15 protein-coding genes, 1 pseudogene and 1 riboswitch are annotated in these 15911 nt (G+C 39.5%); of the genes and pseudogenes, 8 read left to right on the forward strand and 8 right to left on the reverse strand.

Going from position 1 to position 15911, the window contains the following annotated elements:
• Positions 1–7 precede the first annotated feature (7 nt).
• The gene (locus BTN98_RS13915) at positions 8–655 is read right to left on the reverse strand and encodes a MarC family protein (protein WP_061000361.1); all 648 of its coding nucleotides are present in this window, start codon (positions 653–655) and stop codon (positions 8–10) included.
• A 241-nt stretch (positions 656–896) separates the two neighbouring features.
• Here BTN98_RS13915 and BTN98_RS13920 point away from each other — a divergent pair, with 241 nt between their 5' ends.
• The 3 genes from BTN98_RS13920 (at position 897) to BTN98_RS13930 (ending at position 4166) form a co-directional block, all read left to right on the forward strand.
• Entirely contained in the window at positions 897–1220 is a 324-nt protein-coding gene (locus BTN98_RS13920) for a YkgJ family cysteine cluster protein (RefSeq protein ID WP_061000359.1), read from the forward strand.
• Positions 1221–1482: 262 nt separating this feature from the next.
• Positions 1483–1938: a hypothetical protein gene (locus tag BTN98_RS13925; protein WP_061000358.1), complete on the forward strand. Its 456-nt coding sequence runs from the start codon at positions 1483–1485 to the stop codon at positions 1936–1938.
• Positions 1905–4166 (forward strand): ExeM/NucH family extracellular endonuclease, encoded by a 2262-nt coding sequence (locus BTN98_RS13930; protein ID WP_146107024.1) that lies wholly within the window; start codon positions 1905–1907, stop codon positions 4164–4166. Before BTN98_RS13925 ends, BTN98_RS13930 begins: the two co-directional genes overlap by 34 nt.
• A gap of 58 nt (positions 4167–4224) precedes the next feature.
• Here the strand turns inward: BTN98_RS13930 and thiE are convergent, their stop codons facing one another.
• From thiE to thiD, 7 genes and pseudogenes are all read right to left on the reverse strand, one after another.
• Positions 4225–4878 carry a thiamine phosphate synthase gene (gene thiE, locus BTN98_RS13935; protein ID WP_061000354.1) on the reverse strand — a complete coding sequence of 218 codons (654 nt, stop codon included), beginning with the start codon at positions 4876–4878 and terminating at the stop codon, positions 4225–4227.
• Positions 4875–5708 (reverse strand): hydroxyethylthiazole kinase, encoded by an 834-nt coding sequence (thiM, locus tag BTN98_RS13940; RefSeq protein ID WP_061000352.1) that lies wholly within the window; start codon positions 5706–5708, stop codon positions 4875–4877. Before thiM ends, thiE begins: the two co-directional genes overlap by 4 nt.
• Positions 5701–6399 (reverse strand): thiaminase II, encoded by a 699-nt coding sequence (gene tenA, locus BTN98_RS13945; protein ID WP_061000351.1) that lies wholly within the window; start codon positions 6397–6399, stop codon positions 5701–5703. Before tenA ends, thiM begins: the two co-directional genes overlap by 8 nt.
• Positions 6400–6410: 11 nt before the next feature.
• Positions 6411–7373 (reverse strand): ABC transporter substrate-binding protein, encoded by a 963-nt coding sequence (locus BTN98_RS13950; RefSeq protein ID WP_412779390.1) that lies wholly within the window; start codon positions 7371–7373, stop codon positions 6411–6413.
• A gap of 57 nt (positions 7374–7430) precedes the next feature.
• Positions 7431–8156 (reverse strand): annotated as a pseudogene (locus BTN98_RS13955) (ABC transporter permease); the annotation flags it as partial.
• A 73-nt stretch (positions 8157–8229) separates the two neighbouring features.
• The gene (locus BTN98_RS13960; RefSeq protein WP_061000347.1) at positions 8230–8997 is read right to left on the reverse strand and encodes an ABC transporter ATP-binding protein; all 768 of its coding nucleotides are present in this window, start codon (positions 8995–8997) and stop codon (positions 8230–8232) included.
• A complete protein-coding gene (gene thiD / locus BTN98_RS13965; RefSeq protein ID WP_061000345.1) occupies positions 8987–9832 on the reverse strand; it encodes a bifunctional hydroxymethylpyrimidine kinase/phosphomethylpyrimidine kinase in 846 nt (281 codons plus the stop codon). Before thiD ends, BTN98_RS13960 begins: the two co-directional genes overlap by 11 nt.
• A 108-nt stretch (positions 9833–9940) precedes the next feature.
• Positions 9941–10041, reverse strand: a riboswitch (TPP riboswitch).
• A gap of 300 nt (positions 10042–10341) precedes the next feature.
• On the opposite strand from thiD, the gene BTN98_RS13970 reads away from it, so the two are divergent.
• The 5 genes from BTN98_RS13970 to BTN98_RS13990 all read left to right on the forward strand — a co-directional run bounded on the left by BTN98_RS13970 (position 10342) and on the right by BTN98_RS13990 (position 15678).
• The gene (locus BTN98_RS13970) at positions 10342–11103 is read left to right on the forward strand and encodes a DUF6602 domain-containing protein (RefSeq protein WP_061000343.1); all 762 of its coding nucleotides are present in this window, start codon (positions 10342–10344) and stop codon (positions 11101–11103) included.
• 502 nt (positions 11104–11605) lie between these two features.
• The gene (locus BTN98_RS13975) at positions 11606–12145 is read left to right on the forward strand and encodes a hypothetical protein (protein WP_061000341.1); all 540 of its coding nucleotides are present in this window, start codon (positions 11606–11608) and stop codon (positions 12143–12145) included.
• A gap of 574 nt (positions 12146–12719) precedes the next feature.
• Positions 12720–13541: a DUF6157 family protein gene (locus BTN98_RS13980; protein ID WP_061000339.1), complete on the forward strand. Its 822-nt coding sequence runs from the start codon at positions 12720–12722 to the stop codon at positions 13539–13541.
• Positions 13542–13680: 139 nt separating this feature from the next.
• Positions 13681–14394: an HNH endonuclease gene (locus BTN98_RS13985; RefSeq protein WP_061000337.1), complete on the forward strand. Its 714-nt coding sequence runs from the start codon at positions 13681–13683 to the stop codon at positions 14392–14394.
• Positions 14395–15039: 645 nt separating this feature from the next.
• Entirely contained in the window at positions 15040–15678 is a 639-nt protein-coding gene (locus BTN98_RS13990; protein ID WP_061000333.1) for a glutathione S-transferase family protein, read from the forward strand.
• Positions 15679–15911: the final 233 nt, after the last annotated feature.

The raw sequence follows: 15911 nt of genomic DNA on the forward strand, positions 1-15911 counted from the left end.
CAGCAAATTATTTGGCTAAATTAGCAGTATCAAATAACAGGAATGCGTCATGTACGCCTTGAATTAACATTTGCATACCGATAACCGTTAAAATTAATCCCATTAAGCGAGTGGTGATGGTAATGCCAGCTTCACCGACTTTATCAACCAATTTAGGACCATAAAGAAAACAGACTAAAGTAATTAAACATAGGCTTGCAAAAGCAATAATAGTAATAATCGTATGTAGAAATGAACCTGATGCCGAATAGTTCATCGCTGTCGCTATGGTGCCAGGGCCAGCTAAAATAGGCAGCGCTAATGGTGAAATTGAAATGTCTTTTTCTTCACTGACCTGATCATCTTTTGCTTCTGAGTGCATTTTTGAACTATCACCTTGTAGCATGTGATAGCCAACCAGAAAGACTAAAATACCACCTGAAAGTCGCAGTGCGGGTAAGGTAATACTAAATAGCTCAAAGATCCCTTTACCTAATAAACAGAAGGTAGCAATAATAAAAAAGGCAGCGGTAAGGGCTTTAAATGCAGTTTTTCGGCGTTGCTCTGGCGTTTGACTTCCTGTCATTCCGACAAAAACAGCGGTATTAGCAATGGGGTTCATCATGGCAAAGAAACCCATAAATACTGTGATTGTCATTGTTGTAATATCGTGCATAACCATCCTTTTGGTTAATTTATTGTTATCTAATTGGTTACAATAGCATGGTTTTTTGAGTGATGAACGTAAATATCTGGACAAAAACAGTAATTAAGTGATTTATCGTCTACATATTGGGATTTGTTATTTTTTAGACGCTGAATATCAATGGGATTCGATAATTGAATAGTATCCGTTCCGTGTTTTTAGTATGGGTTTGGGTTACTATGCGCACAAGAAAACCTAGCGGTATATAGATATGACGATTGAAGTAACCAATATAGGCACAGAGCCAGATCCAACCATGACATGTAGCACTTGCCAAGCATGTTGTTGTCGGTTGGAAGTAATGATTATTACCGATACGGGTGTTCCCGAAGAATACATCGATATTGATGAGTGGGGCGGTGAAGTTATGTTGCGCCTTGAAGATGGTTGGTGTGCGGCGGTTGATCGCGATACTTTATTATGTACTATTTATGAAAATCGTCCGTGGATTTGTCGTGAGTTTGAAATGGGCTCCTATGAGTGCAGTATCGAACGCGCAACGATGCCGCCACGGTTACCAGCAGCAACAAAATAATATTAAGCCATTCACAATAAAACAGTATTGCGTTCATAAAATAAAGATAACGTAATGCTGTTGATTCTCGAACGACGACCATTCTTTTTGAGTATTTTTTTATTGTTATTAGTGATTATTTCATCACAAAAATATACTTTTATTATTGGGTTTTTTATTAATTAAATTAATGTTCAAACACTATGTGCAGTGTTAATAATCCAACAATCAAAAAATTATATTAATGCGCATCGATATTTCTAATTTTAACGGATTAAATAAAATGAAAAATAACACTTTCTCATTATTAGCTATAGCAGTAAGTGCCGCTTTTAGTTCAGCAGCTTGTGCAGATATTAATAATATTGTTATTTCAGACTCTATAGAAGATCCTACACATAATAAAGCGATAGCAATATCAGCCACAAAATCAGTATCTATTACACCATGTCGTGATGCAGAGGGAATAAGTCACAAACGTATCGGTGAGATTCAGGGAAGTTCATACCGTTCCCCCCTTATTGCTGATGGTAAATATATCAGTGATGCCGAATATCTTGTTACTGGTGTTGTGAGTGCGGTTACAACAGGGTTAGAGAAAGGTTTTTATCTATTTGACGATGATGGCATCACTACCACATCAAATGGCATTTTTGTTGAGACGGATAAACCGTTAGATGCAAATATTATCGGCCAAAAATCTGTGTGCGTGGTTTTGTCGAAGAAGATTACGGCATGACCAAAGTGGTGGCTACAGATGGTTTATGGGAAGTTGTTGATGCCAATGCAGCAAAACCTGAGCCAATCGATCTTGTTCAAATTCCAGAAGATGGTAATAGTTTTCAGGCTACGCTAGAGCGTCATGAAGGTATGTTAGTTCGTTTACCTGCAGATATTGTGCCTGAGCAGAAAGATGATCAAACAATGCGTATTTCTCGTACGTTTAGTTTTGATTACAGCGGTTACCGTAATAATTTAGTCTTAGCGTTTGAGCGTCCAAATTTCCAACCTAACCAACATTATGTTGCTGGCAGTAAGGAAGCGAAACAGCAAGCTGAAGACAATAACAATCGCCGCCTTTATGTTGAAACAGACAGCAAAGCTGCCGATGGCGTGATCCCTTATTATCCTGATTTTGGCATTAATCCTCAGAATAATCCATTACGCATTAACGATGCTATTGTGGGTTTAGAAGGGGTATTAAGTTACTCATATAATAATTTTCGTTTAATTACGCAAAATACAATCACAGCTGAAAACATTATTAAGCATCAACCTCGGCAGCCGACACCGACAGTGAATGATAAAACTGAACATCATAGTTTTGATATACGTGTAGCGACGTTAAATGTATTGAATTACTTTAATTCACCGTTCGGTGGTGATGCCAACCCACAGCAATCAAATCGTGGTGCTGATTCGCAAGCTGAATTTGAACGTCAACAAGCGAAAATTGTTGCGGCTATTCATGGTTTAGATGCTGATATTCTTGGGCTAATGGAAATTGAAAATAACGGCTATGGTAGCGCTGGTGCTATTTCAAGTTTAGTTAATTATGTTAATTTAAAATATAACCGTGAAGATTCAGGTGATCATGCTAAAGATGATCATATTGATAATCGCTATGCCTTTATTGGTATTGATGCTAACGGCGATACCGTCATTGATAAATTAGATACGTTTGGTGGTGATGCGATCACCTCGGGTATGTTGTACCGTCCTGCACGAGTATCGTTAGAAAAAGTAAAACAAGTATTAATGCCATCACAACAAGCGCCTGTGGTTGTAGATAAAAATGGTGATGCTTTAGTTGACAGCAAAGGTAAAGTGCGTGAAAACGGCAAAAACTATCAACGCGATATGTTGGCTGCTGCGTTTATTATTAACAATACCGGTAAACGTTTAACCATTGGCGTTAATCACCTTAAATCAAAAGGGTCTACATGTTGGGAAGATTGGCAAGGTTGGGAAACATGGGAGAACTTCGATCCAGCGAAAGGCAAAGTTAAAGATCCTGATTTCCAAGGCTCTTGTGAAAATTTCCGAGTTGCGGCAGCTGATGAAATTGGTAAGCAAATGGAAAAATGGGGCGGAGATCGCGTTATTGTTGGTGATTTAAACTCCTATGCTCATGAAGATGCTTTGCTGGTTTTAACAGATAATCCAACCGCTAAAACACTTAAAGCAGCACGTGATACCTTTATAGGTGAACAGCCTCAGTTTGGTGCTGAAGGTGGAGTGATCAGCCGCAGTTATGGTTATATCAATGCGGTAGAAATGATGAGTAAAGGTAAACCATACGCGGGTTATAGCTATTCATACAATGATGAAATCGGCGCGCTTGATCATATTCTGGTCAGTCCTTCACTCAAAGATCGTGTTTTAGATGCAACGGATTGGCATATCAACGCTGCTGAATCGACGTTATTTGATTATAACCAAGAGCATAAAGGCGACAATGTTGATCTATTATACAGTGCTGATGCCTACCGCTCATCGGATCATGACCCTGCTATTTTGGCATTAGCATACCGTTATAATCAAGTCGGTGAAGTACCGCTGCAAATGTTACTTGATGGTAGCCGCTTATCAGTGCCATATACATTGCCAGCAACGGCACAGGCAGGAGATATTGCGACTATTGCAATTTCACCAACCCCTGAAAATATAGCGCAAATTACTTTACCTAAGGTCGAGTTACAGCAAAGCGGTGCACAAACGATTATGTTTGATGTTAATGGCTTAAAAGCGGGTAAATATACCTTCACCTTGTCATTAATAGGCTCAGCAACGAGCAAAACTGTGGCTGATAACGCGACACAGCAACTAGAGGTGAATGTAAAACATCGTGATGGTGTTAAGGCTGATGATGATATTACTCCGCCAAATAATAACGCTGGTGGTACATTAGGAATAGTGGGTTTGTTATCGCTGTTAGGCTTAAGTCTGTTTAGACGCAAACACTAAAACGAAATTGATACCATCAAATGGGCTGATATTTTCAGCCCATTTTTTATAAACGCGATTAGTTATTGTTAAGTAAAGATCTGATAGTCATCGCTGCTTGGCGTGGAGCATCAGCGTGACTTATTGCTGAAACAATTGCGATTCCATCAGCACCTGCTGCGATAACGTCAGTTAAATTGGAGTGGTTAATGCCACCAATCGCCACTATCGGAAATGGACATATCGCTGCTGCATGCTGTAAACCTGCTAGTCCCCAATGGGTCACCAAATTAGTTTTAGTCGCAGTGGCAAAAATGGCGCTAAGCCCAATGTAATCAATCGGTAGGCTGACACAATCGGCGAGTTGCTGCTCAGTTTCAATCGATAGTCCTATTAGCTTATCTTTTCCTAACAGTTGTCGCGCTATAACAACGGGCATATCTGTTTGACCTAAATGAACCCCATCTGCATTTACCGCCAGCGCCACATCAACCCGATCATTGATGATCAACGGAATATAACGACCAGTTGCCGTATACGCGTGTTGTAAAATTGCTTTAATGGTTTGAGCTCGCTCAATAAAAGCCCGCACATCACCATGTTTTTCACGAATTTGTACCATCGTCACGCCACCCGCGACGGCTTCACGAACAACATGTTCAAGGGTGGTTAGGCTTTGCTGATCGTCAGTCACTAAATACAATAAATAAGGATTGTGATTATTAGTTATCATGACGCTACCACTGCTATATTAAGTCGCTGTTGAATTTGCTCGGCACTGATTTGATATAAACCATCAATAATATTGAGCTGCAAAGTGGCAGGCCCTGTTGATTGCTCAGCGGCGATTTCACCGACAATGGCATAGATTGCAGTCGATGCCAGCCCTGAAGTTTCTCCAATTGCGGCAAATGCGCCCGTTAATGCGGTTAATGAACATCCCATGCCAGTGACATAAGGCATCATGTGGTGACCATTGTGAAGGCGGATAGTCTGTGACGCTGTCACTACATAATCAACTTCACCTGAGATAACCACATTAGCTTGGTATTGTGCGACTAATGCTTGTGCGGCGACTAATGCGGTATCGCTGCTATCAAGTGCATCAACGCCTTTGGTTTGGCTGGTTTCACCTGCAAGAGCAATGATTTCAGATGCGTTACCACGAATGATTAAATTATTGGCTTTCGCTGCTAGAGTGCGCGCAGTGTGGGTGCGTAATACACTTGCGCCACAGCCAACGGGATCTAATACAATCGGTTTGTTATTAGCATTTGCTTGTTCAACAGCAAATAGCATCCGTTCAATCCATTCGTTATCAAGGGTGCCAATATTGATCACTAATGATCCTGCAATGTGCATCATCTCAGCCATTTCTTGACGTGAATGCGCCATAATAGGGGATGCTCCAATCGCTAATAAAGCATTAGCCGTATTATTCATTACCACGTAATTGGTAATATTAACCACTAACGGTTTTTGTTCTCTCACTTGTGCCAGTGCCGCAATAATATTTGCGGTCAAAGTGGCTGAGTTAAAGATGGGCTGTGATGGGTTATCCATTGTCGACAACTCCTGATGTATGGTTAATAGCCTCTGCATTAAGACCTTGTTGCCAGAACGCAATTTCCATTTCCGTTGCGACTTTAAAGGTTTGAACAAGTTGCTGACCACGTTGGCTATGCAGCGGAATTTCTGCTAGGAGATTATTAAGATATACCGTCGCTGTAACAACCCCTTGTTGATATTCTTCACCGCTATATAACGCAATCCAGCTATGGTAGGGATTGTTGTCAAACACGGTTTTTGTATCATTAGCTAGCAAGTTACCAATTTCAGCATAACCAATCGCACATGGAGCAAGAGCAACGTATAAATCAATGATATCCCCTTGCATACCAGCATCTAGCACATAACGCGTGTAAGCGACTGTGGCAACATCTTCTGGCTCTTGTTCCATATCTTGCTCGGTTAAATGCCAAGCGCAACAGTAGTCAATATGGTGGGCAATTTCATGATCCAATAAAGCCGCCACACTTGGTAGCGCGCGACGCATATCGGCTAAAGTACGCGCTTTATAAATCGCTAACGCATAAGCGCGCGCATATTGTTTTAGAAACAAAAAATCTTGCTTTAAATAATGCATAAAACAATGCTGTGGTAGTGTGCCTTGACCCAGTTGGATCACAAAAGGGTGCTGGGTATAAGTGGTCCATTGGGGTTGGCAAGCATCAATTAAATCTTGGTATGTCATGTGATCTCTCCTTAGAAGCTGCCAATGTAAGTTTTGGCTTGCGGCAGTTGGGTTATAACGTGGTGTTTAAATAGAAATTGGGCGTAATCATCGTAGCGTTTAAAATCGACAGCGGCAGGGCGCAGCGCGAATCGGCTTAAAGTGTCATTCCATGCTTGATGATTAAGCTTGTTATTTAAGGTATCAGGGGCGTATTGAATAAACTGCTGCCATGCAGCTTGAGGGTGATTGATGATATAGGTAGTCGCTTGAGTAATAGCGGCATTAAAAGCGGTGATCGCTTGGCGGTTATAATGCTTACTGTTGGCGACAAAGATCAATTCATCATAACTAGGAATGCCGTTCTCTTCTGGAAAAAACGAGGCGGTAGGGTAGCCTTCTAGCGCTAATTGATTGGTTTCAAAATTACGTAATCCGCCCCAAATCGCATCAACTTTACCTGAGGCTAATGAAGATGATAGCGCCCAGCCGACATTGACGATGTTGACATTCGTTAGCTTGACGTCGTGATTCGCTAGCATGGCACCAATAGTGGCGTCTTCATTGCCAGCTACGGCAATACCAATTGTCTTTCCTTTCAGTTGTGATAAATCAGTGATGCCACTTTTCTTTAATACCATCAATGTATTAAGCGGTGTCGCAATCAGAGTTGCCGTTTTAATTAACGGTAAACCAGCAGCAACATCAATGGTTAAATTAGGTTGATAAGTAACGGCAAGATCGATTTTATTAGCGGCAACTAATTTCGGTGGTAATGATGGATCGGCAGGTTGCTGAATATCAACTTCGATGCCATGTTGCTTAAAATAACCACGCTCTTGAGCAATAATAATCGGGCCATGATTGGGGTTTACAAACCAATCAAGCATCAGACTTATCTTGGTGAGTTTTTGAGGTTGTGGGCTCGCTTCAGCGCTGATTGAGATCCCAAATAGCAGCAACATTATGGTCGTTATTAAAAAAATATGTTTCACAATCAATCCTTTAAATATTAAGTGTCCAAATAAGAAGGGTTATTTTTACCTGTGTTGTTATGGCTGCCACGGGATCAGGCGCTTTAATAATCTGTCAGTGATGAAATAGAGTGATATTGATAACAGCGATAAAATAAATAGCGCAGCAAACATTTCATCTATCATCATGCGGGCATTGGCTTGTAGCATTAAATAGCCTAAGCCTTTGCTCGCGCCGACCCATTCGCCCGCGACAGCGCCAATTGGTGCGATAACCACCGCGACACGAATGCCTGAAGCTAATGCCGGTAGTGCAGCAGGAAAGCGAATATATTTAAGCTGTTGCCACCTAGTTGCGCCCATAGTGGCAGATAATTCGAGGTAACCGGTGGGGGTGTTACGTAAGCCGTCATAGCAGCAAGTAGTGACGGGGAAAAAGATAATTAACGCAGCCATTACCACTTTGGATCCAATGCCATAGCCTAGCCACAGCATTAATACTGGAGCGATAGCAAACACAGGGATGGCTTGGCTGGCGATTAATAACGGTAATAACCATCGCTTAACGGGCTTAAATAGCAGCATTTGTAAGGCAAAACATAACCCCAATGATAAACCGAGAACTAGCCCCAGAATGATCTCTTGGCTAGTGACCCAGGTGTTACTTAGCAGAACGTCATAGCGTGTTATTAATCGCTGCGCGACATCAAGCGGTGGCGGCAGAATAAAGCTTGGTAAATCAAATACTGTCACGATCAGTTGCCACAATCCAATTAGCACACTAATGCTAATCAGTAATCGTATCGGTGCTGCAAGTTCTCGCTGTGGTTGCTGTTGTTGACACGGCGATTGGGAGGTGATTAAAAAACGGGTAATATCAGTCATGATCGTGTGCCAATAGGTCAAAAATACGTTGCTGGTGGCTGGCTGATTCAGCATCAAAGCGCCGTGGTGGTAATGATGTTGGTAACGATAACGCCATTGCAAAAGCGGGCTCGCCTTGCAAAATATACAGCTGATCACTTAATCGAATTGCTTCTTGAGGATCGTGGGTTATCAGCACCACGGTTTTATGCTTGAGTAATTTTACAAACAGATCTTGCAAGCGATAACGGGTGACGGCATCCAAGGCTGAAAATGGCTCATCCATTAATACAATTGGTTGGTCTTGTAATAGTGTTCTCGCAAGGGCTACTCGCTGCCGCATACCGCCTGATAATTGTTGCGGCAATAACTGATGTTTATCTGCTAAACCAACCTGTTCTAATAGTGTCAGAGCTCGCTGTTTTAGATTCGCTGTTGAACTGTGATGGTCGAACTTACTGCTAACACAAACATTGTCTAATACCGTTAACCAAGGTAATAACAAATCTTGTTGCGCCATATAAGCGACTCGCCCAGCTAAAGGTTGATTATCTGAGATTGTCAGTTGACCTTGCCATTGAGTGCGCTCGTTGAGTAGTCCAGCCAAAAACTTGATCAGGGTGCTTTTGCCACAGCCACTTTTGCCCACCAAGCAAGTCCATTTATTAGCGGCAATGGTTAAATTCAGATCCTTAATTACTGCGTTATTTTGCGGGTCATTTTTCGTTGAGTGATAGCGTAAACAACCATTGGTAATAGTAATTTCCAGATCAGCGCACATGATGATGACCTGCAAAGAAGTGATTCACAGGGCCATGTCCATGACCAATCTTGAGTTCATCGGCAGCGGTTATAGCGGCGGTAATATAGCGTTTAGCCAAGGACGTTGCCGTTGTAAGATCGTTACCTTGGGCGAGATAAGACGCGATAGCTGCAGATAGGGTGCAACCTGTACCATGAGTATTGTGAGTGTTAATGCGAGGGGTAGTGAGCTCGATAACATCAGTAGCGAGAATGAGTAAATCAGTGCTATCACGACTTTGTTCTAAATGACCACCTTTGAGTAACACCGCATGAGGATTAATGTTTCGCAATGCGCTGATCATTGCTTGCATATCAGCCATCGATTGCGGAATGTCTAAACCCGTTAATGCCGCCGCTTCTGGCAAGTTAGGGGTAATAATATCAGCCAGTGGTAGCAATTCAGTTTTGAGGGTAGTTATAGCTTGTTGTTGTAATAGCACATCACCGCTGGTGGCTACCATTACTGGATCAATGACTAAAAATGGTGGTTGGTAATGACGAATTTTAGCCGCAACTAGCTGAATAATATCACTATCAGCGAGCATGCCTATTTTCACCGCTTGCACATTGAGATCGCTAAATATTGCGTCTAACTGCTGTTCGACCATTTTTAGCGGGATAGGTAATATGCCATTAACGCCTTGCGTATTTTGCGCCGTAATTGCCGTAATAACCGAGCAAGCATAACTGCCTGTTGCTGAAATAGCTTTAATGTCAGCTTGAATGCCCGCGCCGCCACCACTGTCTGATCCAGCAATGGTTAATACAATAGGTGTTGTTGTGGTGCGCTGTGACGATGAAGTGTGTGACATACATAATTCCTTACGCGCTAGCATTAGGAACAAGTATCAAGCGGATTGAAGTGTAAACTGCGATAAGAGTATGCAGTTAGGGCTCGCTTGGATCTATCAATAGCAGGGTGCCGTTGATAGTTAGTTCCCTCCGCCAGTGCTAACTGGTTCAGGTTCAACGGGTCCCACCATGATGGTGATCTCAGCTTAACGCCCCCCGACTAATGGCAATTATCCTAATTCAGAATAATTGAGTTGTCACTCTATTTTTATTAATAAATAACAACTTACAAATGTTATGCGAGATTATTAATAAATGACATATTAATTTAGTGAATATTTAATCGTTGTGATGGAGTGTGGTTTTTTATGTATCAACGACCGTCATTTTTTCAATTGTTCTTCCACTATGTACCTCCATCTTGTGATTACTATCGGGATTAATAATTAAAAATGTATCTGATTTATAATGATTTTTATATTATTGCGAGATAAATATGGGCAAGTTGTTAAGCATTAATGGGGTTTAGATGAATATTGAACAAATCTTTAATGAAATATCTATTCAGATGCGTTCTGATTTTGAGAGGTCACGAAATGCTCTTAGTCATGCGGGGCTAAAAGGTGCTTCGAATGAAGATGTTGTTAAGTCGTTTTTGAAACAATATCTTCCAAGAAACTTAGAGATAAGTAGTGGAATGGTGGTTGACTCAAAGGGCGGCATTTCTAGGCAGATGGATATTATTATTCATGATGCAGCGAAAACACCAATCTTTTTTCAGTCAGCAGAAACCCGCGTTATCCCAGTAGAATGTGTTTACGCCGTTATTGAGGTAAAAGCATTCTTAGATAAATCAGAGCTAGAGAAGTCCTTTGAGAATATGAAAAGTGTTAAGTCACTTGAGAAAGTGGCTTTCTTTGACCCAAAATCAGTGATAGTTCGTAGCCATAAATTGTATGGTAAAGACTGGCGTCATTGGCCTATATCGCACTTTGTATTTGCTTTTGATTCTCCTAATTTAGAGTCTGTTCATTCTAATTTGAAGCAGATTGAAATTGGACACGAAGTACATAAGCGTATCGATACTGTGTGTATTCTTAATAAAGGCGTTATTCTTAACCAAACAGCTGAAGGAAATTTTACTGCTTTACCAGAGCCTCAATCTCGGTTGGTTGTCTCTCATACACAGAAACCGTTGCTTTTCTTTTATACAGTCATAAGTATGGTCTTAAATCAAGCAGAGATGAGTTCGTTTAATATACAACCATATTTAGGTGAAATTCGCTTCTAAATATTTAACAGATAAGGATATGTGTCGCGCAGCCGACACCTATTCGAAGTGTTGGACAAGCCCGAGCGGCTTTATATAAGTAAATATTGGGAATGTTATGAAAGGTGATACTGAAAAGAAGTCGAGCGTTATCCTTGGCGTGAACCAATCAATTTAATTCATTTATTTATCGAAAGACATCGAAAGACAGGACAGCCATAAAAGTGTTAATGGTTCAACCACCGTCATTTTTTCAAAAGGGGCATAGATGGGACACGACTGTTTTAATGCCCGCAAGGGCGATAGGGAATCTACTTGCCGCGTGTTTAGTTTTAAAATAAAGATATGGCTGTCCTATGTTCTGCTGACGACTACTAGTTGAAACCCCAGAAACTAGATAGCAAGTGCCCGATTTTGTGATTACTATCGGGATTAATAATTAAAAATATATCTGATTTATAATGATTTTTATATTATTGCGAGATAAATACGGGCAAGTTGTTAGGCGCTTAAAGGAGTATTCATGTTCCCTATAATTCAAAATTACGATTCACAATCTGTGGAATCATTTGAAGATTATTATCAAAAATGGCCTCAGACTCTTAACCATATTCCTAAAGAAGTTGTTGAAACTTGGATTTATCGTCATTGGAGTGGTTTTCAGGATTGGTTGCCGTTACAGCCTGAATGTTGGGCATATGAACTCTGTGAGTTTACTAATGAACAAATAATGGAAATTGGTCATGTTGATGACTGGCCTCTTCAACTTAGATCTTGGGGTCGGGAGTTGTTGCAAGGTCAATATAGAAAAACTACTTGGCTTGGTAAATATATGTTGGAGAAAGGTACTACTCCAACTCCAATTATTATAGGACAAAACTTTGGTTCACTTGCACATCCAGTTGAGTATGATGACGAAAATATGAAAGAACCTTATCAATTAATTGAAGGGCATATGCGATTGTCATATCTTATGGGAATGATAATGGGGCATCATTGTAATTTATCTAAAAAGCATAAAGTGTGGGTTGCAACATATCCATTAAACGATGATTGCGTCTAACAAATAAGAATATGTGTCGCGCAGCCGACACCAATCCGAAGTGTTGGACAAGTTCATTAAGCCACAACAGACAGGACAGTCATAAAAGTGTTAATGGTTCAACGACCATCATTTTTTCAAATCGGGCATAGATGGGACACGACTGTTTTAATACCGCGAGGGCGATAGGGAATCTACTTGCCGAAAAACATAGGACACCCATAACTTTCGTAATCCATTTTGATCAATTCTGACGGCACTTTATAAACGAAAGACAGGACAGCCATAAAAGTGTTAATGGTTCAACGTCCGTCATTTTTTCAATAGTGCATAGATGGGACACGACTGTTTTAATGCCGTGAGGGCGATAGGGAATCTACTAACCGCGCGTTGAGTTTTTAAAGTAAAGATATGATTGCTCTATGTTTATTTTGTGATTTCTATCGGGATTAATAACTAAAAATGTATCTGATTTATAATGATTTTTATATTATTGCGAGATAAATATGGGCGCATGTTCAAAGAACAAATTCGGGCAAGTTGTTAATATAATAAGTTGTTATGTAACTGTCTAACTCCACAAAAAGTAAGAAGAATGATTAAAGAAGAACTAATATTAATTTCACTGGATTCTAAGTCTGATGTTGCGGTTGTTCCTAAAGAAGGTAATTTAATAGCGAGAATCGCTTATGAGATTTTGATAGAAAATCCGTACAAGTATACAGAAGCTGAGTATCATCATGAGCTTCATGTTGTTCGTCGTAATAAACCCGATTTGAAAATTAGCTCATATAATGTAAAAAGATCACCATTATTGAAAAAGTTTGGTTGGGGTGTTCATAAAAACGCTGAAGGTAAAATGGCGTTAATTCCCGCAAACTCTGAAGAATATCGAGAGTTATCTGTTCGTATTCCAACATCATATGCATCTAGAAATGAAGCAAAAAAATCTAATGATACGGATATTGATGAAAACTCTATGCCTAGCAGCCTAGAGCAAGACCTTTCATCGATTCAATTGGATTTAAATACAAGCGATACTGAAAAAAACAGCTTGATTAAGGCTCGGATTGGTCAGGGTAAGTTTAGACGTGACTTAATTACTATGTGGCAAGGTTGTGCTGTAACGGGTTGCAAAACAAACGAGTTACTAGTTGCAAGCCATATAAAACCTTGGCATGCATCAGATAATCGTGAAAGGTTAGATAAATTCAATGGCTTGTTGCTTATGGCAAATATAGACAGAGCATTTGATGCTGGTTTAATAAGCTTTGATTTATCAGGAAAAATAATTATATCCTCTCAATTTGTCGATTTTGACGTTGCTGGCTTAAATCAAAGCATGAAGATTACTTTAGCTCCTGAGCATGAAACTTATATGCAATATCACCGCAAGCACATATTTAAAGCTACATAATAAAGCATTTAAGAGTGATTCCCACTGCTTGGTATTTTTCATTCCATCGTTGGGTTTTGTGTTTACGGTAGTCTGGTTAGGGTTTGTGGTAGCGTTGCTCACACCTTAATGCGGCGTTAGCTTTTAATGGAGTGTATTTATGGCTTTGAATAAAAGTGATTTTCTTTTAAATATTTGGTCATTTACAGATAGTGGTGAAAAAGTTTTCCCATATAAAGGTGAGCGAGGAAAGAAGAAAGGATTATTTAGTGTTAATTTTACAAATGATACTAATAATTTTGAAGGGTTAACTGAAGAAGAGTTAGTTAATGCTATTGAATCAGGAAAGTTTCGTGATCGTGGAACAGTTCGAATGCTCCCTTTAGATTACAAGCCTGGAGCTGAAAGAAATGCTTTTGCACCAAAATATTTTGATGGTGTTGATATAACTTGTTATCCCATAAAACCTAAAGTTAAGAGTGATTATAATAATATTTTCATAGATGAAAATATATTAAGATCAATTAAGAGTAGAAGAGGGCAGTCAGCTTTTAGAAATTTATTATTAGAGCATTTTGATTATACATGTTGTATCTCTGGTTCTAAGGTAATACAAGTTTTGGAAGCTGCTCATATATACCCTCATGCAGATGAAACAAATTACACTATAAATAATGGTCTGCTTCTTAGATCTGACATTCATACTTTGTTTGATCTTGGTTTAATTAAAATTACAGAGTTAGGAGTAGTAAAAGTATTGAATTCTCTTAATGGTACTGAATATGAGCAATTCAATGGTATTGTGGCAATTGAAAATGTATCAGAAGAAATGATCTGTAATCTTCATAGAAGATTGGATCTTTCAAAAAGCTAACAAATAAGGATATGTGTCGCGTAGCCGACACCTATTCGAAGTGTTGGACAAGCCCGAGCTGCTTTATATAAGTAAATATTGGGAATGTCATGAAAGGTGATACTGAAAAGAAGTCGAGCGTTATCCTTGGCGTGAACCAATCAATTTAATTCATTGATTTATAATTAGACCCTCTTTAATTATTACGCGTTAATGCCATTATCCTTATTATTTTACGTTTTTATCTAAAAAAACATAGGACACCCATAACTTTCGTAATCTATTTCGATCAATTCTGGCGAAAGACAGGACAGTCATAAAAGTGTTAATGGTTCAACGACCATCATTTTTTCAAATCGGGCATAGATGGTACACGACTGTTTTAATGTCCGCGAGGGTGATAGGGAATCTACTTGCCGCGTGTTGAGTTTTTAAAATAAAGATATGGCTGTCCTATGTTCTGCTGACGACTACTAGTCGAAAACCCAGAAACTAGATGGCAGTGCCCTATTTTGTGATTACTATCGGGATTAATAACTAAAAATATATCTGATTTATATATTATTTCGAGATAAATACGGGCGCGTGTTCAAAGAACAAATTCGGGCAAGTTGTTAATATAATAAGTTGTTATGAGTATTTGTGGATTAAGAAAAGGAAGTCATTTTGTATCAGCTATATTATTACCCAAACAACGCGAGTTTAGCTCCGCACTTCTTATTACATTTCATGGAATTAGAGTATGAATTATTGTTGGTTGATAGGAAATCAAGTCTCCACAAATCAGCTGAATATTTAAAATTAAATCCAGCGGGTAGAATTCCTACGTTGATTGACGATGGAATGGCAATCTTTGAAAGCTCTGCTATTTGTATTCATCTTTGTGAGCAAAACCCTGACTATGGTTTAATTCCTCACTTGGGAAGCAAAAGTAGACCTCAATTTTTTCAATGGTTAGCTTACTTAAACAATACGCTTCAAGCTGAGTTAATGGTTCGTTATTATCCGCATCGACATACAAATGATGAACTCACAATTCCAAATGTGGTTGCAGCGCAAGATGATCGAATTGGCGAATCATTATCGGTAATTAATGATCAACTTGAGGGTAATAAATACCTTTTAGGCGATGAAATATCAGCCTGTGATTTCTTCTTATTTATGCTTTCTGAATGGTGTTTGCCTATTAAGAAATCGCCATTAAGTTTTGAACATCTGTCAGCTTATCTAAATCGTTTATCATCACATCCAACAATTATGGCAGTTTGTGAGTTAGAGGATATTGATCTTAGCCCATTTAAGTAATACTCATAACAAATAAGGATATGTGTCGCGTAGCCGACACCTATTCGAAGTGTTGGACAAGCCCGAGCTGCTTTATATAAGTAAATATTGCGAATATCATGAAGGGTGATGCTGATAAGAAGTCGAGCGTTATCCTTGGCGTGAACCACTAATTTTAATACTTTGATTTATAATAAAATCCTCTTTAATTATTACGCGTTAATGCCATTATCCTTATTATTTGTAAGCGCATC

Origin of the sequence: Photobacterium aquimaris (assembly GCF_002954455.1) — a bacterium.
Taxonomy (GTDB): domain Bacteria; phylum Pseudomonadota; class Gammaproteobacteria; order Enterobacterales; family Vibrionaceae; genus Photobacterium; species Photobacterium aquimaris.